The organism is Sphaerisporangium album (genome assembly GCF_003323745.1).
GTDB classification, from domain to species: Bacteria; Actinomycetota; Actinomycetes; order Streptosporangiales; family Streptosporangiaceae; genus Sphaerisporangium; species Sphaerisporangium album.
Map to the genome: position 1 here is coordinate 156,459 of NZ_QOIL01000017.1, position 23,281 is coordinate 179,739.

Below are 23,281 nucleotides of genomic sequence, written 5' to 3' on the forward strand. Positions count from 1 at the left end.
TGTCGCAGCCCTACCCGAGGCTTCATGGGGCATGCGGCGGCCGCCTGAGCACGATGCTCGTGTTGAAGCCGCCGAAGCCGAAGCCGTTGGACAGGGCCCAGGTGATGTCCGCGGGCTCCGCGGCTCCGTGGACGAAGCGGCAGCCGTCGTCGATCGGCCGCCGCAGGTTCAGGTTGGGGTGGACGAACCCGTGCCGGATCTGGATCACCGTGGCGACCGCCTCGACCACGCCCGCCGCGCACATGCAGTGCCCGACCAGGCCCTTGGTGGCGTTCACCCACGGCCTGCCGAAGGCCGGGCCGAGGACGCGCCCGAGGGCCCGCACCTCGACCTCGTCCCCCAGCGGCGTGGCGGTGGCGTGGGCGTTGACGTAGTCGATCTCGCCAGGCCGCACGCCGGCCATGGCCATGGCGCCCGCCATCACCTTGGCCTCGCCGTCCTCGTGCGGGTCGGGCAGGCTGTTGCCGTCCAGCTTGAGGTCGTACCCGGCAAGCTCGGCGAGGACGTCCGCGCCCCTCGCCCGCGCGGACTCCTCCCCCTCCAGCACGACGCACGCCGACCCCTGGCCGGGGACGAATCCCTCGTGCCGCACGTCGAACGGGCGGCACCGGGCCAGCTCCGGCTCCGCGTCGCCCGCGCCGGCCACCGCGCCGAGCGTCGCCAGGCCGCGCTTCTCCATCGGCGACAGGTCGGTCGTCGCGCCGACGACCAGGCACACGTCCACCGCGCCCGACTCCACGAGCCGGCTGCCGTTGACGATGCCCACGTTGCCGCTGGCCGAGGCGCCCCCCACGGTGTACCCCTCGCCCTTGACGCCGAGCACCTGGCTCAGCGTGGCGACCCGGTCGGTGTCCATGAAGTGCAGCGCGAACCGGGCCGGCAGGTACTCGGGGTTGTTCTCGTACTTCGGATACAGGTCCTGGACGTAGCCGGAGCTCAGGTTGTGCCCGGCGACGACCAGGCCCAGCCGGTCGGCGGGCGGGGCGCACCGGTGCAGCCCGGCGTCCCCGAACGCCTGCATGGCCGCGACCAGGTCCATCTTCAGCGGCTCCGGCGAGCGGCGAGCGGCGCGCAGCGCGCTCTGCCGGAGTTCCTCCGGCAGCGAGGTCCGCGCGGCGACCGCGTCCTCGAAGCGGAAGTCCTTGACGAGCGCCGCGAGGCGGGGGCCGCCGTCGCCGATGTCGGGCACCGGGCCGATCCCGCACCTCCCCTCGCGCAGCGCCCGAGCGAAGGACGGCACGGTCGCGGCGACGGAGCAGACCACGCCCATGCCCGTGATCACGACCTTCACGCCTGCCTCTTCAGCAGGTCCACCAGGGACGCGATGTCGTGCACGTCGCGGAACTCGGCGATCGGGACGACCAGGCCGAGGTCCTCCATGGTCATCGTGACCACGTCGGCCCGGTCGACGCTGTTGGCGCCGAGGTCGGTCAGCGTGCCGGTCATGGTGACCCGGTCCGGTTCGAGGTCGGGGAGCACCTCCAGCACGTTGCGCTTGACGGTCTCGAATATGACGTCCTCATTCATATGACAACCATTCGTAGGTCCGGTGGTAGTCCTTGGTTCCGGTGTTGACCAGGAGGTCCCGGTCGATCCGCGCCCGGTCGAGGATGCCCTCGTACGCCTCGACGTCGATCCGCCTGTCCTGGTCGGGGACCAGGCAGCGCAGGTTCGCGGGCAGCAGCCCGGCGTACTCCTCGAACGTCAGCGCGCAGCGGCCCGCCAGGTGGTCGGGAATGCGCATCGCGGCGAGCTCCTCGGCCGACCGCCGGTCGACCAGGCCGCTGAAGAACTCCGAGGAGCAGCCGGAGCCGTAGGAGTACAGCCCGACCCTGGCGCGGTCGTCCGGCTGCGGGCCGCCCGCGTCGCCGAGGTGGTCGATCAGGCTGCACAGCGCCAGGTACACCGACCCCGAGCACAGATTGCCCACCGCGCTCGGGTAGGCCAGCGAGGGCAGCACCCGCCGGGTGAAGTCCTCCTCCGCCTCGGCGGGCGCGGTGCCGGTGAACTCGCGCATCAGCTTGCGGTGCGCCGCCTTCACCATGCCCGCGAACGGCGTGTGCATGGCCAGGTAGTCGAAGGTGGTGGCGAAGTCGGCGCCCTCGACCCTGCTCCGGTAGTCCTCGAAGCAGTTGGTCAGGCAGTCGAGGTAGGCGAACAGCGAGCGGTCGGAGTCGGCGATGTCGAAGGACGGCGAGGGACGGGCCGAGTCCAGCGTCTCGTAGCTGTGGTTGCCGAACGCGCCGAGGTCGACGTCGAGCACCCGGGGGTCCTCGCCGACCAGGACCGCGGCGGCGCCCGCACCGGTGGCGGGTTCGGCGTACTGCGCGCGCTCGTCCACCAGTGCCACGTCCGTCGCGATCACCAGCGCCTTGGCCCCCGGCGAGACGCCCGACGCCACGTACGCCACCGCCATCTGGACGGCGGCCGTCGCCGCGTAGCAGGCCTGCTTCACCTCGACCACGCGGCAGCTGCGGGGCAGGCCGAGGTATTCGTGCACGTAGGAGGCGACGGACTTGCTGTAGTCCAGGCCCGACTCGGTCGAGGTGATCAGGATCTCGACGCGGTCCCGCTCGGCCGGGTCGAGCCGGTCGACGATGGGGACGGCCGCGTTCACCGCGTTGGTGACCGGGTCCTCGAACGGCAGGCCGACCGACCGGTTGCGCATCATCAGGTTGCCCATGCGGTCCAGGTCCAGCCCCCGGCCCTCGAACAGGGACCTCACCGGGATCTGGGCCAGCCCGCAGTACACGTTGAGTGCCTCGATGCCGGCGCTCATGACACACGCTCCGCCAGCACGTCGACCAGCGCGTCCACGTTCGGGACGTCGCGGACGTCGGACAACGGCGCCCGCAGGCCGAGCCGGTCGAGCACGCCGAGCAGGATCTCGACGCGGTCGACCGAGTCGGCGCCGAGCTCCCTCAGATGCAGTTCTCCGGATATCCGCGCCGAGGGAAGGATCTCGGCGATCTGCTGGTGCACCACCAGCCTGACGTCTTCACGCACCGTCATGGGCACCTCCTGTCGAGAGCACGTGCAGGGTGCTGACCGCGACCGTCCGGCCGGTGTCCCGGTCCCGGACCACCAGGTTCACGATCTCGTCGCCGGGGTCGCCCGCCTTCTGCCACGAGTCCACCGAGATCCGCAGCACGGAGTCCGCGTCGGCGTTGCCCAGGTAGCACAGCCGCTGGTCGAGCACGACCCGGTCGAGGAACGCGGCGGTGCCCCGGCCGAGCCGCCGCCAGTAGCGCAGCAGCGCCCAGTCGATGATCGAGAAGTAGCTGGCGAAGTAGAGCAGGCCGACGCCGTTCAGGTCCCGCGACGCGTCGATCGGGTAGTCGAGGGTGAACCCGGGACGCGGCACGCGGTCGGCGGGCAGGCCGTCCAGGAAGGTCAGGCGGTTCCTTGCGTGGTCGTAGACCCGGCGCGGCGAGTACGCGTCCGGGAGCCGGGGCAGATGGTCGTGCCGGAAGCCGACCGGCGACGACTTGACCAGGTCCCTGTTGCTGCCGGGGCGGCTCCTGCTGATCCACCGGTTGTAGTTCTCGACGTAGATGCAGCGCGGGTCGTCGTAGGCGTAGAAGCGGTCGGGGTCGACGGGCGCGTCCGGCCCGCCCTCCGGGCGCACCTCGTGCAGGGTCAGGATCGACTCGCTGCCGAAGTCGAACAGCCGGGACGCCACCCGCAGCCGGTCACCGAAGGTGAGCCCGTGGACGTGCATCTGGCGGCTCCCGCGGATGTGGAAGTAGTAGAAGGACAGATAGGTCGGCGAGCCGTCGGCGTTGGTGGCGTCGAAGGCGTTGGTGCCGCACAGGTCGCTGACGGTCTCCCACGTCCAGTCGCCGAGCCGGCCGACGAACAGCGAGTTGTGCCCGCACATGCCGGGCTTCACCAGCACCGACCGGGCGGCCGTGCTCCCGTCGCTCGTCTCGGTCCTGTCGTGCGTGGTCACGCTCATGAGACCCGTCCAAGGAAGTCGGCGACGATGGAGTTGACCGCGCCGGGGCTGGTCAGCCCCGGGAAGTGCCCGGCGTCGGCGATCTCGGCGTACTCCGCGTCCGGGATCGCGCCGTGCAGCAGGTGTGCGGTCTTGCCCGGGATGACGGTGTCGTGCGCGCCCTGGACGATCAGGGTGGGCGCGGCGATCTCGGGCAGCCTGGCGAGCAGGTCGGGACGGTCGGCGAACACGTCCAGGTAGCGCAGGCCGATCTGCGGGTCCATGCTCTCGGACCGCAGGAGCGTGGTCACCAGCGCCTCGCGCTCGTCGCGCAGGCGCTCCGAGCCGCTGCGCTCGATCACGTGGTCGAAGTCCTCCGCCGCGACGACCTCCAGGCGGTTGATCTCGCCGACCCGGTTGCCGATGCGGTGCGAGCCGGCGATCAGGATCAGCGACGCCGTGTCCTTCGGATACCGCAGCGCGAACGACAGCGCGGTGAGCGCGCCGAACGACCAGCCGGCCACGTGCACCGGGAACTCCGCGCCCAGCTCACGGAGCACGTCGTGGCACAGGCGGGCGATGCCGTCCAAGGTGATGTCGGCCGCGGCCGTGGTGCGCCCGACGCCCGGGTGGTGGACGCTCACCAGCCGGTACCGGTCCGCGAGCGCGGCGAACTGCTCCGCGTAGACGCCCGCGCCGATGTTGAAGGGGTGCATGAGCAGCAGCACCGGGCCGGAGCCGGCCGTGAAGACCTCGACGTCCCCGTCCGGGGTGCGCACGAGGCGCTCGGCCACCTCGGGGTTGCGCTCGCGCAGCACCGCGAGGTTCTCGTTCCTGGGCCTGTGCCCCTCGCGGAGCGCCTCCCGCACGTCCTCGGGCACGGTCTCGGCCGGACGGTACTCGGCCTGGGCCGCCGCCGCCCCGCGCAGCTCCCGGTCCGCGACGAGCCTCGGCACGTCCGCAGCCGCGCGCCCGGCCCTGTGCCCAGCCTTGTGCCCGGCCTTGTGCCCGGTCGCCTCCTCACCGGTCACCTCTTGGTACGCCGCCGCCAGGCGAGCCGCCACGTCCTTGGCCTCCGCCACGCCGAACCCGACCGGCACCGCGAGCCGGACGCAGCCCTCGCGGCCGAGGTGCGGTCCGCCCCGGACACCCGTCTCCCGATAGATCCAGGCCAGGCACGACATGAGCGGGTGGTCGTGATCGGCGAGCATCGGCATGCGGCCGACGTCCAGGAGCACGCAGTGGCCGCCGACCGGCGCGACCACCGGCACCCCGGCGTCCGCCAGCCCCCGCCACAGGGTCGCGACGGCCTCCATCCGCATGCGGACCTGCGCCGACACGGCCGCCGTGTCGTCCAGTGCCGCCGCGATCACCTTGCGGTCGTGAAGGCCCGCCGTCCGGCCCAGCGTCGCGATCCGCTCACGCACCGTCGCGGCGACGGCGGCGTCCCGGGTCGCCAGCAGACCGCCGGACGTCACCCCGAAGTCCTTGGACAGGCTGACGGTGGCATGGTCGGCGATCTGGAAGATGTCCTTGACGACGTCCCACTCCGGGCGGCCGTTCTCGTCGGCGACGAACACCGCGTTCTCCACGATCCGCGCCCCGTCGACCACCAGCGGCGCACCGTACCCGGCGGCGACCCGCTTCACCTCGCGCAGGTTCGCCGGGGCGATCGGATACCCTCCGGCGGCGTTGTCGCTGACCTCGACGCAGACGAAGGACACGTCCTTCCGTCCGTCCAGGGCCGTGCGCAGCGCCTCGACGTCGATCTCGCCGGACTCCTCCGTGCCGGGGATCCGGACCGGCTCGAAGCCCGCGTCGGCCAGGCTCAGGTACCAGGTGGGGAACAGCCCGTTGTGCAGCACCGTCCCGCGCCTGCCCGGCCACGCCCCGCACAGCAGCGCCTCCGCCGCACGCCCCGAACCGGTCGGCACGACCAGGGAGAACGGCAGCCAGCCGATCCCGGGCAGCTCGGTGACGTCCGGTGTGGCGGCGGCGCGGTCGGCCAGCTCGCGCGCCCGCCGCCGGATGTAGGGGGAGTCCAGCTCGGCCCAGGAGTCGGTGATCAGGTCGATCTCGACCTGATCGGCGGGGATCCGGACGGGGTTGTACCCATGCGCCGCGAGCACCGCCGCCCGCGCCGCCTGCTCGCCCGTGGTCGAGGCCGCCGGGGACGGAGCCGGGGTCGAAGCCGAAGGGGCGGTGTCGGCGTTGGCATTGGGGTTGATGTCGGCTTTGGTATCGGCGTCGGCGTACGGGTCCGCGCCGGTTCTGGTGCCCGCGCCGGCGTTCGTGTCGACGTGCGGGTCGGCGATCATGAGGATGACGTCGGCGACGGACGTCCGGTCGGGGCCCGCCGACCGGCACAGGTAGATGGGGACGTTCACCGGGCGGAACTTGTTCTTGAACTGGAAGTTGCCCTCGCCGAAGATGCCCACCGAGCGCAGCTCCTCCATCGCCTCCATGACGTCGCCCGCCGCGTTCGGGGCGTCCTCCTCCAACTGGACACCGAAGCTCGCGCCGAAGCTGAACATCGTGACGCCCTCGGCCACGAGGGTCTCGATGATCCGCGTGATCGCGTACTCCAGGCCGCCGAGCGGCATCGTCTTCGGATAGAACTCGGCGTCGAGGAGGTAGGCGTTCTCCGACGGGATCTTGGTGATGATGACGGCGTTCGTGAGCACCTCGTCCCGGTAGGTCAGGAACACCCGATGCCGCCGCGTGTCCAGCGCCCCGCCCTCGATCTCCCGCCGGACGACCGAGACGTACGGATTCACCATCTGCTTGCCGCCGCCCCACTGGTCGACCAGCTCCGCCATCTGGCGGTCCACCTCGGGGTCCTCGCCCGGACGGTGCTCGACCGTACGGCACTCCGCGTTCTTGGAGAACCGTCGCACCATGTACCGCAGCCGCTCCATCCGGCCGCCCTTGAGCGTGAACGCCTTCAGGTCGTCGAGACGCTGCACGGCTCCGAACGGGGTCGCGGTGTACGGCCGCCCGCCGACCTCCCCGACCGGGATCATCGACAGGAAGTTGGGCTTGAGCCCGTTGCGCTCGGCGTAGGCGGCGTACTCCTCGATCAGCTCGGGGAAGTACTCCTCGGAGCCCACGTAACTCCAGGCCAGCAGGTTGCCGTCCTTCTCGGAGAAGTTCAGGTACCCCTTCCGCGCGGACCCGAGGAACGCCAGCGGGGCGATGTCCCGGCCGGCCAGACCGCCCTCCTTGGCGTGCTCCCGCTCGATCCCCGCGACCAGGTCGCGAAGCTCGGGCCACTCGGGCAGCCGCCTCTTCTCGACGACCGACACCCCACCGTCCGCGTACGGGACCGCCCCGGCGTCTCGGGCGCCCTGGGAATGCACGGCCTCGCGCATGTCCCCGGCACCGCGGGGCTCCAGCGGGGTTCGAGCGTCGGCACCGCGACCGTCCCGGCCGCCGCGACCGTTGCGGGCGTCCGCCACGTCCACGGTGGTCGCCGGTGCTTCGGACGGCTCCTGGAGCGCGGCCTCGCCATGCTCGGCGGCGAGATGGGCGGCCAGGTCGTCCACCGTGGGGTGGTCGAACAACAGGGTCTTGCGCAGCGCCCCCACCTGCTTCTCCAGGGCGCTCACCACGCGCAGCATCTCGAACGAGGTCAGCCCGTTGTCGGCGAAACTCCTCTGCGCGTCAAGCTCCCTCCCCACGACCCTGCTCACCAGGTGGGCGAGCCGGTCCTTCGCGGAGCCGGCCGAGGGGCCGGAGAGGCGGCGCGGGATGTCGAGTGGTCGACCGGAGGATCCGCCATCGGCCCCGTCCAAGCCGCGCTTCCCGTCGCGCCACCCTCGCACCGGCCGCTCGTCTATCACGACCTCGGCGGCCGGGACTTCCGCGATGGGGTCAGCCGTGGCCGGGTCCGCCAAGGCTCTTTCCGTCGTGGCCGGGTCCGCCGTGGCCGGGTCCGTCGTGGCTGGTTGCGTCGTGGCCGTTTCCGGCGCATCCGTTTCCGGCGAAGCCGTATCCGTTGGCGTGTGTCCGGCGATCGCGGTCTCGACGGCGGTGCTCAGCCGTTCGACGGTGTCGTACTCGTAGAGCTCCGAGGCCTGCAAGTCGAGGGAGAACGCGGCGTTTATGCCCTTGACCAGCTCCATCCTGAAGATCGAGTCAAGGCCGAGCTCCGCGAACGGCGTGTCCACCGCCACCTGCGCCGGATCGGTGCCCAGGATCCCGGAAAGCCGCTCGCGCAGCATCCGCTCGACTCCCGCCACCGAAGAGACACCATCCGAACCCGGCGCGAAAGCACCGCTCGGACGGACACCGGAGACACCACTCCCAGAAGGCCGGGAGACACCACTCCGAGGTGACTGCGAGACCCCGCTCCCTGGCCGGGAGACCCCACTCCGAGGTGGCTGGGAGACGCCGTTCTGGGGTGACTCGGGGATCCCGATCGGAGGTCGCGGGGAGGTACTGCCGGGGGTCGGTCGAGAGTCCCTGGCCTGAGGTGGCTCGGGGCCCCTGACCGGCGCGGTGGTCGGATTACGGGTCGCGGACATCCGCAGCCGCGACGGCCGTTGCGCACCGCCTCCCCGCTTCGCACTGCCCCCATGCTCGGCACCGCTTCCCTGCTCGGACGCGCGCTCCGCCACCGAGCCGGCGCGGGCCGGACGTAGCCGCGCCTTCGCCCCACGGGTCCGCATCGGCTCGGGCACCGCGTCCGCCGCAGCACCGGGGCGAACCGCGCGGGAACGCGCGGCGGGCCGCTCATCGGTCCGGGCCTGGGACGGGACCTTGAACCAGTGCTCGACCCGCTCGAACGGGAAGCTCGGCAGCGCCAGCCTGCGAGGCCGGGGCTCGGGCCAGAGGTCCCGCCACGGAACGTCGGCACCCGCCGTCCACGCACGAGCAAGATCCGCAGCATGGGCACCTTCCCACCCCGCGCGGGCCGGCTCCGTGGCCCCGGTGTCGGCGCGCCCACGCGCCTTCTTGCGGACGGTGCCCCGGTGGACGTCAGGGGCGTCCGCACCTCCGGTGAGCGCGCGGACGGCCGACTCCAGGTCGTCGGCGGGCACGGCCAGGCGTTCGGCCATCGACTCCCGCCCCACCTGCAACGTGTAGGCCACCCGCGCCAGGTCGATGTCCGGATGCTCCTCCAGGAAGCGGGCGAGCCGGCCCGCGTACTCCTCAAGAGCCTCCGACGTGCGCGCCGACAGCACGAGCAGCCGAGGACCGCCGCCCGCGCGCGAGCCCGGGTTCAGGCCGGTGCCAGAGTCGGCACCGGTACCCGAGTCGGTGCCGGGACGGGTGCCCGATGCGACGTCTCGTACAGGCTCGTACGCTTCGAGGACGACATGGGCGTTCGTCCCGCCGAAGCCGAACGAGCTCACCCCCGCGCGCCTGACCGGAACCCCGGCGGCGTCCGGCACGCCGTCCCACGGCCTGAGCCGGTCGTTGACGAAGAAGGGGGTGCCGTCCAGACGCAGGTACGGGTTGGGACGGTCGAAGTGGATGGTCGGCGGCAGCTCGCCGTGCCGCATGCACAGCAGCACCTTGAGCAGCCCGGCGATGCCCGCCGCCGCCTCCAGGTGGCCGACGTTGGTCTTCACCGAGGCCACGGCCACGTGGGGCAGCTCGGGCGCCGACCGGTCCCACTCGGCGTACAACCGCTCGAAGGCCTTCTTCATCCCCTCGATCTCGATGGGGTCGCCCAGCCGCGTCCCCGTGCCGTGGGCCTCGATGTAGCTCACCGTGCCCGGATCGACCCCCGCCTTCCGGTACGCGTCGGCGAGGACGCGTGCCTGCGCCTCGGGATTGGGCGCGGTGAGCGAAGTGCCCTTGCCACCGTGGTTGACGGCGCTGCCCCTGATCACGCCGAGGATCTGGTCGCCGCCGGCCAGCGCCGCGGCCAGCGGCTTGAGCAGCACCGCCCCGCAGCCCTCGCCCCGCGCGTACCCGTCCGCCCGCTCGTCGAAGGTCTTGCAGGCGCCGTCCTCGCTGAGCATGCCGGACTCGGCGAACGCGACATAGAGACCTGGGCTCAGGGTGAGGTTGACGCCTCCGGCGATCGCGGTGTCGCACTCCCCGGACTCGATCGCCCGGACCGCCCGGTGCAGCGCCACCAGCGAGCTCGAACACGCGGTGTCGATCGCCTCGCTCGGTCCCCGCAGGTCGAGGACGTGCGAGACGCGGTTGGCCAGGATGCAGCTCGCCACGCCGCTCGCGGTGTGCGCCTCCACGGGGACGCCGTGCTCCCTGAGCAGGTCGTCGTAGTCGCACGCGGACACGCCCGCGAACAGGCCGGTCGACGTCCCGGCGAGGTCGGAGGGCCGGTACCCGGCGTCCTCGATGGCCCGCCAGACGGTTTGCAGGAACAGGCGCTGCTGCGGGTCCATCGTCGCGGCCTCTTTGGGCGAGATCCCGAACAGCGCGGCGTCGAAGGAGCGCACGTCGTCCAGGAATCCGGCGCGGACCTCGGCGGTCGCGGGGTCCGCGCGCAGTTCGGCCCGGTCCTCGGGCACCGGGCGGACGAGATCGTCGCCGTCCGCGAGGTGCCGCCAGAACTCTTCCAGGTCCCGCGAGCCGGGCAGCATGCCCGCCATACCGATGACCGCGATCCCGGCCGGGCGGACCGGCCCCGGCTCGGTGGTGTTGTCCGTATACGCGGGCTCGGGCTCGCGGATGTGGGTGCGGTGGGCGGCCTCGACCTCAGCTGGATGGCTTCGTACCAGGTGGTCCGCGAAGGCGGTCAGGTTCGAGGATTCGAACAGGATGGTCGGAAGCAGGTCTATGCCGTACATCCCGTTCACCTTGTCGACCAGCTCCGCCATCGAGATGGAGTCGAAGCCGCTGTCCTGGAGGTCGGCGTCGAGGTCCACGTCGTCCTCGTCCACCAGCAGGAACCCGGCGGCCACCCCGCGCAGGTCGGCCCGGACCCTCTCGTCGAGGTCGACGGGACCGGCGACGGCTTCCCTGCCCGACAGAGGATGGGCGGTCGTGTCGGCGAGCATGCCGACGGTCGGAGCAGTGGTCGTCTCGGTGATCGGGTCGGTGGTCGGAGCAGTGGTCGTCTCGGTGAACCTGCCGACGGTCGTGTCAGTGGACCTGTCGGAGTCGGTGGCGGGGGATCTGCCGTTGGCCGAGCCGGCGACCCTCTGAGTGGTGGTACCTCTGGTCGTGTCCGTGGGCGGGTTGGTCATGTTCCTCTCCGTCCTGTCCTTGGTGCCTTCGACCACGACCAGGCAGGCCTCCGATCCGGCCAGCCCGCGCGCGAACGCGGTGAGCCCGGCCTCCGTCCCCATCGGGACGCTGCCCCAGCGGCGTTCGAACATTCGGCGGGTGACGTCGTCCACCGTCATGCCGCCCTCTTCCCACAGCGGCCAGCAGACGGAGAGCGTCCTGCCCCGCCCGCGCGCCTCCCTCAGCTCGGCGTAGCCGTTGAGGAACGCGTTGGCGTAGGTGTAGTCGACCTGTCCCAGGTTGCCGGTCTCGGCGGCGACCGAGGAGAACAGCGCCAGGAAGTCCAGCGGCTCGTCGCGCAGGGCCTCGTCCAGCAGCACCGTGCCCAGCACCTTGGGCCCGAGGACGGCTTCGGCGTCCGCGCGTTCCTTGCGCACGGCCCGCGCGTCGCGGTGCACGCCGGCCGCGTGGATGACGCCGTTGATCGCGCCGAACCGCCCGTGCGTCTCCTCGACCAGGCGGCGGAGCCCGGCCGCCGACCGGACGTCGGCCTGGACGTACACGGCGGGCAGCGCGTCGATCCTCGCCCGCGTGGCGGCGTCCAGTGTCGAGCGGCCGGTCAGGACCAGGTTCACGGGGCCGTGGGCGGCCAGGAACTCGGCGAAAGCCAGGCCGATCGCACCGGCTCCCCCGGTGATCAGGTACGTGCCGCCGCGCCGCAGCCGCAGCTCGGCCGGGGCGGGGCGGAACGCTTCCAGGGTCTTACGCCACCGGATCCCGTCGCGGTAGCGCAGCTCGGTGACCCGATTCTCGGGGGTGGCCTCACAGTCGGGCACACCAAGCTCGTCCACGACCCGAGCGGCCACCTCCACCGGGTCCACGGTGCCCTGGTAGTCCACGGTGCCCTGGTAGTCCACGGTGCTCGGGTAGTCCACGGTGCTCGGGTAGTCCACGGTGCCCTCGATGTCGGCTGGGCCGCCGCTGCCGCCTACGTGGGCCCCATCCACGGCATCCGCAGTCTTCGTGGCGGGCGTCGCGGTGGGCTTGCCCTGCATGACAACCGCTTCCACCGCGTCAGCCGCACTTGCCTCGTCCGCCGCGACCACCGCGTCCGAGGCCATCACTGTGTCCGAGGCCATCACCGCGTCCGAGGCGACCGCCGCGTCCACCGATGGCACCGCGTCGGCGAGCGCCACGTTCGCGCCGCTGAAGCGGCTGTGCTCCAACGCGAGTGTCCGGAGGACGGCGGCGAGCGCGGTGTGGTGGGGCCGGGACCGGCCGTCGTCCTCGACGTGGGCGACGACAGTTCGCAGCGGCTCTTTCGAGGCCTCCAGGATGGCGGTCGCCATCCAGAGAAGGGGGTAGAAGCTCCGGTCCAGCCCCGCCGTGAGGCCGGCGACGTCCGGGCCGGGGAACGTGTCGGTCAGGACCTGCACGAGTGCTTCGGGAAGCGCGTCGCGTCGCGCCAGTTCCTCGATCAGCCGCTTGGCGTCGCCGGCGTCGGCGAGGTCGAGGACGTAGACGTCGTCGCCGCGCCTCTCGAACGCCCTTCCTGGGGTCGCGAGCACGCAGCGCGTCCCCTCCGCGCCCAGCCTCCGGACCAGTTCCGCGCCGACTCGGTCGTCCTCGCCGAGGATCAGGGCCGTACGCGGCGCCGCACGCCCGTCGCGGCCCCCGTCGCGGTCCCCGAGAGGCGACCGCTCCCAGACGGGCCGAAGGTAGGTGCACCGGACATCGGCATCCTCATCCAGGACGACCGTCACGGCCTCCGAGACCCGCCTCCCTGGCCTGACGGCCGTCGACTCGGCGGCCGTGGAGGGAGCCGCCGTGGAGGGAGCACTCGTGGACGGTGCGGTTGCGGATGGAGCCGTTGCAGATCGAGCGGTTGCGGACTGAATGCTTACGGACGGACCGGTTGCGGGCTCGGCGGGAGGTGGCTCGGGGAGCCAGTAGCGGCGTCGGTCGAAGGGGTATTCCGGCATGGTGACCCGTCGCGGCCTGGGCTGGGGCCACAGCGCTCGCCAGTCGACGGGTACGCCCGCCACCCACAGTCGCCCGAGCTTGGCGAGCTGCCGCCTCTCGGCCAACGCTTCCACGAAGGCCGCTCCGGCGCCGTCGTCGAGCAGGTCGAGGCCGCCGGAGTCCGCTCCGGCCGTGCCCGCCACGACGCCGTCCGCCCGCCCGGTGTCGGAGAAGGCGCGCAGGCTGTGCGCCAGTTCTGAGATGCCGGTCGCGCGTGCCGCGAGTCGTTCGGGCAGCTCCGCCCGTCCCACCTGGCTCGTGTAGGCCAGCGCGCGCAGCGACAGCTCGTCCTGGTCCGGTTTCGCCGCCAGGTCCGCGAGCCGTCCGGCCAGAAGCCGGAGCTGGTCGCGCGTACGGGCCGAGAGCAGGACGAGCTGCTCCTCTCCGGTCGCGTCCTGCACCGCGGATCCGTCCACGGGGGAGGCCGCCGTGCCCCCCTGGGACGCGGCTACGCCGCGCCCTCCGGAAGCGGCCGCAAAGTCCGGCTCGGTGTCGAGCGGCATGTACTCCTCCACAACGATGTGCACGTTCGCGCCGCCCGCGCCGAAGGAGCTCACGCCGGCCCGGCGCGGGAAGGCGCGCGGGACCCCGTCGACCTCGACCACCGGCCGGGGCCAGTCGGCCGGCTCGGTCACCGGGTGGAGCGGGGACCCCGCGAAGTCGATCTTCGGGTTGGGCGTCACGAGGTTGGCGCAGGGAGCGATCCGGCCGTGCCGCATCTGTAGCAGGACCTTGGTCAGCCCGGCGATGCCCGCCGCCCCTTCGAGGTGGCCGATGTTCGCCTTGACCGACCCCACCGCGCACTGGTCGGGGACGTCCCCGGTCGCGCGGAACGCCTTGGTCAGGCTGGCGATCTCGATCGGGTCGCCGAGCGCGGTACCCGTCCCGTGCGCCTCGATGTAGGAGATGGTCCGCGGGTCCACACCGGACCGCCGGACCGCCTCCGCGACCAGGTCGGCCTGCGCGTTCGGGTTCGGCACCGTGTACCCCGAGGTCCTGCCGCCCGCGTTGGCGAAGGCTCCCTTGACGACGCCGTAGATCCGATCGCCGTCGGCCTCGGCCTCCGCCAGCGGCTTGAGCAGGACGGCGCCGACGCCTTCCCCGGGGACGAACCCGTCGGCGGACGCGTCGAACACCTTGCAGGCGTCGCCCGCCGAGAGCATGTTCATCGAGCAGAGCGCGACGTGGTGGGCCGGGTGCAGGATGAGGTTCACCCCGCCCGCGATCGCCAGCGCGCACTCGCCGCGGCGCAGGCTCTCGCAGGCGAGCTGGATCGCGGTCAGCGAGGACGAGCAGGCCGAGTCGACGGCGAAGCTCGGCCCGCGCAGGTCCAGCACGTAGGACACCCGGTTGGCGATCGACCAGTACGCCGAGTGCGCGCCGGCGAACCTGCCCTCGGGCCAGCCCTCGGCCGCGGCCATGCGTCCGTACGAGCCGTACATCGTGCCGACGAAGACGCCCGTGCTCGGCTCTCTGGTGTGCTCGCCCAGGTAGCCGGCGTCCTCCAGCAGCGTCCACGCCGTCTCCAGGAAGAGCCGTTCCTGGGGGTCGATGGCCTCCGCGTCCCTTGGCAGGATGCCGAAGAACGCCGGGTCGAAGAGGTCGACGCCCTCGATGAAGCCGCCCCACCGGCTGTAGGTGCGGTTCTTGCGTCCCCGCTTGGGGTCGAAGAGGCCGTCGAGAGCGAAGCGGTCCTCGGGCACCTCGGTCACGCAGTTCGTCCCCTGGGCCAGGTTGCGCCAGAAGGCGTCGAGGTCGGGCGAGCGCGGATAGCAGCCGGTGACGCCGACGATCGCGATGTCGAGCGAGGCCGGCTCACGCTGTTCCCTCCGGCGCCCTTCCTGACGCTGCCCTTCCTGACGCTGCCCTTCCTCGCGGTTTCCTGCGGCCTGGGGCGCTGTGGGTTGGGATGTGGCCGGGCGGACCTCGTCCCCGGCCGTCTCGGCGTGACGGCCCGTACCGCGCCCGGCGGAACCCTTCCCGTCCCCTGCCGGATCTTCATCGGCGGCCCCGAAGAACGCGCGAAGCCGCTCGCCGTGCTCGTCCACCAGGTACTCGGCCAGTTCGTCGATCGTCAGGTTCTCGAAGAGCAAGGTGGCGGGCAGGGCGCCCAGGTCCTGCTCGAACCGCTGGACGATGTTCTGGCTGACCAGCGAGTCGATCCCGAAGTTGTCGAAGGTCAGGCGCTCGCCGAATTCGGCCGTGGGGTACTTGAGCACCTCGGCGAACACCCGCTTGATGTAGGCGCGCACGGGCGTGCGGAGAGAGCCGGACGAGGGGGCCGCCTGCCGCGCGGCCACGAGGACGCACTGGTCGATGTCCTGAACGGGCGTGCCGGGAATGCCGATCGTGCGGGCCGGGGTGAGACCGGCGGCCCGCAGCGCGTCCTGCCACTGGAGGGCTCCGAGCAGCGGGGAGTGCGGCAGCCTCCGCCCGCCGTCGGCGAACCTCCACCAGCCCGTGGTCAGACCGAAGGTCAGGGTGAGGAAGTCCGCCGCGCGGGTGACCTCGTTGACCAGCAGCACGCCGCCGGGACGCAGCAGCCGTGCCGCGTTGCGCAGGGTCCGCCGAATGTCGGCGGTCGCGTGCAGGACGTTCGTGGCCAGGACGACGTCGTACGCCTCCGCCTGGAGTCCTTGCTCGGCGGGGTCACGCTCGACGTCGAACATGGCGTAGGAGACGAAGGGGTGGCGCTCGCCGAACGCCTGCTCGCCGTGGCGCAGGAAGGCGGGGGAAATATCGGTATAAGTGAACTCCACCGGCACACCCGTCTCCGCGAGCGCGGGCAGGGTGAAGCCCGTGGCGGCTCCCGTACCGGCGCCTACCTCCAGCAGCCGTACGGTACGGCCGTCCTCGTCATGCGCGCGCCGCGCGGCCTGGGCCGCCTCGGCAGCCAGGAGGCGGTTGAAGTGGTCCGAGGCGGACTGGCCCCGGTACACCTGTTCCACCAGGCCCACCTGACCCCCGGGGAACAGCACCTCCATCGGGTCGCGGGCCCCGGAGAGCACGTCGGCGAGCGCGTCCACGCAGGTCGCGAGCAACCGGACATGGGGCTCCATGTCGGGGAAGCGCGCCGTCACGCCGTCCGGCGACGGCCCTGTCCCGGCGTCGTCGCCCAGGACGGTCAGGACGCCGCCGTCGGCACCGCCGCCGCCGTCCAGCCGTATGAGGCCCGAGGCGTCGAGTATGTGCAGCGCCGCGTCGAAGAGCCGCCCCCGCTCGTCACTGACCCGTAGCCCACGTCGCAACCCGGCCACCGACGCCCGTTCGCCCCGAGCGGGAAGGACGTGGCGAAGCGCCCGGAAGAGCAGGGCACGCGCCAGCTCGTCCACCGCGGCGAACGCCGCACGCGCCCGCTGCAACTCCTCGGCGCGGACGGCATGCCCGGCCTTGGGATCCCCTGGCCGCACGCCCATGCGCGCGAGCCCGGAGGAGGTGCCCTTGACGACGACCGCCTGGCGCGGTCCTTCCCGGAGGATCCTCGACAGCGACTCCACGCCCTCACGGGGCTCGATCGAGCCGATGCCGAGCGCGGCGAACCTGTCGGCGTACCCGCCTCGGGCGACCGCGCCGACGCTGCCCCAGAATCCCCAGTTGACCACGCTCACCGGACGGCCCTCCCGGGCCAGGCGCAGGGCGTAGGAATCCTCGAACGTGCTGGCGGCCGCGTAGTTGGCCTGCCCGCCCGCGTCGACGAACGAGGCGGCCGACGAGAAGTAGGCGAGGAAGTCCAGGGGCTGGTCTCGCAGCGCCTCGGCCAAGGCCGCCGTGCCTCTGACCTTCGGGGCGAGCACGGCCGAGAACGCGGCTTCGTCCATGTCCGCGAGGGTCATGTCGCGCAGGACGAGGGCGGCGTGGAACGCCCCGTTCAGGGGGCCGAACCGCTCGACCGCGGCGGCGACCGCCTTCCGGATCGCCTCGGGGTCGGCCACGTCGGCCCGCAGGTGGACGGCCTGCCCGCCGAGGGATTCGAGCTCGTCGATCCGCCGCCCGACCTCCGCCGTGGTCGGCCCCCGCCCGACCAGCGCCAGCCGCGCGCCGACCGTCCGCGCAAGGTACCGCGCGAGCACCTGACCGATGCCCCCGGTCCCGCCGACGATGAGGTAAACCCCGCCATCCCTGAACGGACCCGTACCGAGATCCGTGACCGGGCGGGGGTCGGGAACACCGGTCCTGGACGGTCCCGTGTCCGAAGCGGTAGCCCGGCGCGATTCCCCGGCATCAGCCCCGAACGCGTCCGACGCCGACGCGGCAGCCGGGCGTGGTTCCAGGACGCGGACCAGCCGGCGCTCACGCAGAGCCACCAACGGCTCTGCGCAGTCCTCCGCCCGCAGGCGCCGGGCGAGGTCCTCGGGCTTCGGCGGCGCTGCGCCAACGTCCACGCAACCGACGGTCCAGCGGAGGTACTCCGCGCCGATCGTCCTGGTCAGGCCGATCAGCCCGGCGGCGTGCGGGATGACGGGCTCGTCGTCTTCCACCGGCAGAGCGCCGGCGACCACGACCTTCATCGTCAGCGCGCGCCGACCGTACCCGGCACCGATCAGCCGCTTGACCAGCCGGAACACCGCGAGGGCGCAGGGGTCGTCCTCGGGCGCCGCTTCGGGGTCCCCTGTCCTCGCCAGCACGTACACCGTGTCGAAGGGGGCACCTGTGGTCAGATCCGGAAGGTTCTCCCCCAGCGGTGCGATCCGGCCGTCACCGTGCAGGCCGAGCAGCGCCCGCGCGACCGGCTCGTCGGCGGAGCTGTGGAGGACGAGCACCCGTCCGCCATCCGATGACCGGCGGACACCGTCCCCCGACGGGACGGCGACGACCGTCCGCCCATCACCGGGCGACGGTGGGAGGCCGTCATCCGACAGGGCGGTGGTGACCCTCCCTGGGGGCTTGGCGTCGCGCCAGGCAGGGACGAAGATCATCTGCTGGTGCCGCCTGGCGCGCAGCGTGACGCCGGTGAACGTGACGCAGACCCGTCCCCTCTCGTCGGCCAGCCGGACCGAATACCTGTCCCGGCCGTCACGGCGGGCATGCACGCGGGCGGGGCCGGTCAGCGGCCGGAACACATCGACGGATTCGACGGCGAACGGGATCGCGGGCGCCGAGGGGTCCTCGGGCCGCAGGGCGGCGATCACCTGAAGCGCGCCGTCCAGCAGGCCCGGCTGGAGCGAGCCCGCCGTCCCCCAGACGCGCGGAACCTCGGCAAGGACGGCCAGCGCCTCATCCGCCTGGCACTCCCCCAGCAGACCGGTCTGTGCCTCCCGAACCTGGCCAGCCTGGCGCTCCTCATCCCGACCGGCCTGGCACTCCCCCACCGGACCGGGCTGCGCCTCCCGCACCCGGTCGCCGTGGAGCTCGGGCAGCCGGCCGACGCGGAGTTCCCGCACCACCCGGAAGGCGGGGCCGTAGTGAAGTCCCGCCCGGTCGAAGGCCGCGTAGAGCTCGTCGCCCGACCGCCGCTCGGGGCAGCGCGCGGTGATGGCCGCCAGGTCCATCACCTCGGGCTCCCGGCCTTCGGCGCCACCCGACAGGGTTCCTTGCGCGTACGGGACGGACGTCCCCTGGTCGTCGGCCGCGCCGAGCGTGAACCGCGTCCCGCCGTCGACCTCGGCTACCGAGACCGTTATGGAGCGGGGGGCCGCCACCTCGAAGGGCCGCAGCCAGCGGACCCCGGAGATGTGCAGAGGCAGCGGCAGGTCACAACGCTGCACCGCCATCACGAGAGAGGCGACACCGGGCAGAACCGGCGTGTCCCCGATCCGATGATCGGCCACCATCCAGTCCTCGGGCTCGACCCGCTCCATCGACACGGATTCGGCACCGCGCCGGTCGGCGGCCGCCGGCTGACCGGCGGTCAGCCGCCCCGTCCCCGGGTTCTGGACCCAGTACCGGTCACGGACGAACGGATAGGTCGGCAACGGGACCCGCCGTCCAGGACGATCCCGGTACAGACCGGCCCAGTCGACGTCCTCGCCCGACACATACCGCCGGGCAAGCCCGTCAGCGGGCGAACCGGCGGGCGCGATAGTGTCCGCGCCGCCCTCCGCGCCGCCCTCCGCGCCGCCCTCCGCGCCGCCCTCCGCGCCGCCCTCCGCGCCGCCCTCCGCGCCGCCGTACGCGCTGGTGTCCGCGTCACCGTGCGCGCGGCCGAACGCGCCACCGGACGAGGCCGACATTTCATCGGTCCGACGTGCGCGTGCACCGTCGGACGAGGCCGACACCTCTTCGGCAGCACGGCCGGACACGTCTCCGAAGCTGCGGTGGGACTGAGCGGCCACGCCTTCGGAGACGTGGTCGGGCGAGGTGGCGGCCGACCGGAGCCGGACCTCCAGCTCGGCGAGGTCGCGGGCGGGGACCGCCACCCGGACGGGCAGGTGGGCACGGCCGACCGCGAGCGTGTACGCGACGTCCCGGACGTCGAGTTCCGGATGCGCGGCCAGGTGGCTCGCCAGATCGGTCAGCAGCCGGGACAGCGCCCGCTCATCGCGCCCGGACACCGGCACCACGACCTCGATACCACCCGGCGAACCCGACGCCACCCCAGAACCCGCGGAACCCGCAGACGCCGCGACTGCCGACAGGACCGAGGGACTTGGCAACTCCTGGCCGCCCGGCACCGGCACCTCGCCGCCACCCTCCCGAACCGACCCCACCCCAGAACCCCCGCGCGCCCCGAGACCCGACACGACCGACGGGGTTCGGAACGTCCGGTCGTCCGGTCCGGTGACGGAGGTCGTCGCGTCGTCCGGGAGCTCTGATACGACCACGTGGCAGTTGGTGCCGCTGAAACCGAAGCTGCTGATCGCGGCCGTCCTGCGTCCCGAGGGACCGGGGCGCCAGTCGGAGAGCTCCGTGACGACCCTCAGCGAGGTCTTCGCGAAGTCGATCTTCGGGTTGGCGGTCGTGAAGTTGGGCGACGGCGGCAACTGCCGGTGTTCGAGCGCGAGCAGGACCTTCAGCAGCCCGCCGATCCCGGCCGCCGTCGTCGTGTGACCGATGTTGGCCTTCAGCGAGCCCAGCCCCTGGAAGCGCCCCTCGTCCCGTTCCCCGCCGAAGACCTGGGCCAGCGCCTTGGCCTCGATGGGGTCGCCGAGGGACGTGCCGGTGCCGTGCGCCTCCACGTAGTCGATGTCCCCGGCCGTGACACCCGCCCGCCGGTGCACGGCGGTCAGCAGTTCCGCCTGGGACGCGGCGCTCGGCGCGGTGATGCCGTTCGTCGCGCCGTCCCCGTTGGTGCCGCTCCCACGGATGACGGCGCGCACGTGGTCGCCGTCGGCCAGAGCGCGGTCCAGTCGCTTGAGCACGACCACGCCGACACCCTCGCCCAGCACGATGCCGTCGGCGGACGCGTCGAACGGCGCGCATGTACCAGTCGGCGAGAGCATCCCGGCCCTGCTGCACCAGACGTGCATCTGGGCGGTCGTCATGACGGCCACGCCCCCCGCCAGCGCCGCCTCGCACTCGCCGCGCCGGATGCTCTCGCAGGCCAGGTGCACGGCGACCAGCGAGGACGAACAGGCCGTGTCCACCGCCAGGGTGGGGCCGCCGAAGTTCAGCAGGTAGGCGATCCTCGCCGGAAGCACCGAGGAGGTGTTGCCGAGGAAGGCGTGCCCGCTGTCCACGTCTCCGGCCGCCGCGAGCAGCCGCGCGTAGTCGCCCGCCGCGCAGCCCACGAAGGCGCCCCACGGCCGCCGCTCGCCCGTCCTGCCGGCGTATCCCGCGTCCTCCAGCGCGTGCCAGGCCTCTTCGAGGAACAGGCGCTGCTGCGGGTCCATGGCCTCGGCTTCGAGCGGGGAGATGGTGAAGAACCCCGCGTCGAACGCGTCCACGTCGGAGAGCATCGCCGCCCACTTGCTGTACGTCTTGCCGGGCGCCGTCCGGTTCGGGTCGTACACGGCGGAGACGTCGAACCGATCTCTCGGAACCTCGCGGACGCTGCATCGGCCCGCGGCGAGGTTCTCCCAGAACGTCCCGAGATCCGGCGCATCCGGGAAGCGCCCGGCCATCCCGATGACGGCCACGTCCATCTGCTCGGCACCGCCGCCGGCCACTCCGGTCGCGGACCTGTCGCCCGACGCGCTCGGCATCCCTGTGTCCGGTGGTTCGGGGTCCTGCCGCCGCTCCTCGGGGACGTCCGAGGGCACCGGCGCCGCGTCCGTCTGGGCGGCACGGCCGGCCCCGGCCGCTAGGCACGATGCCGCGGGAGCGGCCGATGAAGTGCCGACCGGTCGCAGCTGGATGCGGAAGGATCCGGATTCATCCGACATAGCCCCTTCGGGCGCCACCGCCGCCGGGGACTGGGCTCGCGGTGCCCCGAGCCGGACCTGCCCGTTCCCATTGGCCGGCACGGTACCGACACCCGACGTCCAGGAACCTGCGGGCGCGGACTCTGCGCTCCCGGCGTCTGTGCTCCCGGGGTCTGAGATCCAAGGCTCTGGACCGCCGGTCACATCCGGGCTGCCGGTGCGCTGCCGCGGCACGGTCGTCTTCGGCGCGGCCTCGGGACGGTGCTCAGGGCTGTGCTCGGGGCGGGGCTCGGGGCGGGGCTCGGGGCGGGGCTCGGGGCGGGGCTCGGGGCTGTGCTCGGGGCTGTGCTCGGGGCTGTGCTCGGGGCTGTGCTCGGGGCTGTGCTCGGGGCTGTGCTCGGGAGCGTTTGCCGGGGGGACGTCTATGGGAGTGTCCTGGTCGGCGGCCGTGGTCAGGACGTGGTCCACCAGTTGCGGGATCGTCGGGTGGTCGTAGACGGCCACCGAGTCAAGATCGAGATCGAAGCGGCGGTTCAGGTCGCGCACGATCTCCACCGTGCCGATCGAGTCCAGCCCCATCGCGCTGAAGCTCTGCGTCTCGTCGATCTCGTCCGGCTCCAGGTAGAGATGCGCGGTGAGCGTCGCCATCACGACCTGCCGCACGTCCGCCGCGTCCAGACGGGACACGGAGCCCGATACGGGGTCCGAAGCGCGAACGGCATCCGAGGCCGGAGGCCGTACGGGAACCCGCGCGAGATCCGAGGCGGGGACGGAGGTGGCCGCGGCCGAGGGCGTTCGGGTGGCGCCGATCGAGGCGGAGGTGGCCGGGGCAGAGCCGGTGAAGGCGGAGGTGGCAGGACGCGAGGTGACCGGGGCAGATCCAGTGAAGGCCGAGGCGGCCGGAACGGAAGTGGCCGGAGCAGCGACGGTCGAGAGAGAGGCGGTGGAGAGAGAAGCGGTCGAGGCGGAGGTCGTGTGGCCGCGGAAGGTCTGCACCTTGGTGAAGTGGTCCTGGACACGGGATGCCGACTCCTGGCCGAGCACGCGTTCGTGCATGGCCACCTCACTGGCGATGACGTCCGTGAGCCTGCCCAGGACGCGTCCGGCCAGCTCCTGCTTCAGTGCGCGCAGCGCGGGCAGCGGGAGATCCGCGATCGAGCGGGCATGCCGGAGGGCGACCTTGAGCACGTCCCGCTGGGGCAGGACGGTGACGTTGACCCCGCGCCGCTCCAGCTCCTCACCGCTCACAGAGCGGCCGGTGAACAGCATCTCGTGCGCCAGGGACCGGCCGAACCGCTCCTCAAGCACGTAGGTCGCACCCATCCCCGGGGTGAATCCGAACTTCATGAAGTTCGCGCTGTAGACGCCCTCGCGGGCCATCAGGACGACGTCCGCGTACAGGCCGTACGCCAGGCCACCGCCCGACGCGTGCCCCTGGATGGCGGCGATCACGGGACGGTCGCACTTCAGCATGCCTTCGTAGAGGAACGGCACGTCGGTGAAGCGGCCCTCGCCCTCGGAGAGGGTCCGCAGGGCGTCAGGGGTGCCTCCCATGCTGAAGACCTTGTCGGCGCCGGTGACGACGACCACCTTCACGTCTTCGCGCGCGGAGATCTGCGCGAAGGCGTCGCGCAGACCACTCACCAGCTCGTCGGTGAACATGTTCGGCCCGGCGTCCATGGTCACCACCGCGACGCCCTCCCGGACGCCGAACCGCAGAGCCTCCCCGTCGGGCCGCCGCGAGTGAGGCGCAGGCTCGCCGTCCGGGGACGACGTCTCCGCCCCGGCGGAGCGCCGAGGCCCGGCCGCCACGACGTCCAGGGACGATGCCTCCGGTCCGGCGGAGCGCCGCGGCCCGGGCTCGACGTTCGGGGACGGCGCCTCGGTCCCGGCGGAGCGCCATCCGCCGACCCAGCAGCGCTCTTCCTGGAAGGGG

The 23,281-nt window shown here is 72.4% G+C and carries 6 protein-coding genes (1 of these 6 running past the window's edge); all 6 read right to left on the bottom strand.

What is annotated here, in order from left to right; all coding sequences use genetic code 11:
- Nucleotides 1–22: 22 nt before the first annotated feature.
- Tightly spaced (each overlapping or abutting the next), the 6 genes in view from DQ384_RS27780 to DQ384_RS42370 form a layout consistent with a single transcriptional unit that may run on beyond the window.
- Nucleotides 23–1,291 (bottom strand): beta-ketoacyl synthase N-terminal-like domain-containing protein, encoded by a 1,269-nt coding sequence (locus DQ384_RS27780; RefSeq protein ID WP_220183165.1) that lies wholly within the window; start codon nt 1,289–1,291, stop codon nt 23–25.
- On the bottom strand, nt 1,288–1,527 hold the full coding sequence (locus DQ384_RS27785; protein WP_114031835.1) for a phosphopantetheine-binding protein: 240 nt from the start codon (nt 1,525–1,527) through the stop codon (nt 1,288–1,290). The genes DQ384_RS27780 and DQ384_RS27785 overlap by 4 nt, the downstream gene beginning before the upstream one ends.
- Nucleotides 1,520–2,779: a hydroxymethylglutaryl-CoA synthase family protein gene (locus tag DQ384_RS27790; RefSeq protein ID WP_114031836.1), complete on the bottom strand. Its 1,260-nt coding sequence runs from the start codon at nt 2,777–2,779 to the stop codon at nt 1,520–1,522. The genes DQ384_RS27785 and DQ384_RS27790 overlap by 8 nt, the downstream gene beginning before the upstream one ends.
- Complete coding sequence (locus DQ384_RS27795) at nt 2,776–3,012, bottom strand: phosphopantetheine-binding protein (protein WP_114031837.1); 237 nt, start codon at nt 3,010–3,012, stop codon at nt 2,776–2,778. Before DQ384_RS27795 ends, DQ384_RS27790 begins: the two co-directional genes overlap by 4 nt.
- Nucleotides 2,999–3,958, bottom strand: a complete 960-nt coding sequence (locus DQ384_RS27800) for an LnmK family bifunctional acyltransferase/decarboxylase (RefSeq protein ID WP_114031838.1) — start codon at nt 3,956–3,958, stop codon at nt 2,999–3,001. Before DQ384_RS27800 ends, DQ384_RS27795 begins: the two co-directional genes overlap by 14 nt.
- Nucleotides 3,955–23,281, bottom strand: partial view of an SDR family NAD(P)-dependent oxidoreductase gene (locus tag DQ384_RS42370; protein WP_220183166.1) — the 3' portion only. Its footprint extends 4,913 nt past the window's final position; only the last 19,327 of its 24,240 coding nucleotides appear in the window; its start codon lies beyond the right edge, outside the window — the gene reads right to left on this strand; it ends in the stop codon at nt 3,955–3,957. Before DQ384_RS42370 ends, DQ384_RS27800 begins: the two co-directional genes overlap by 4 nt.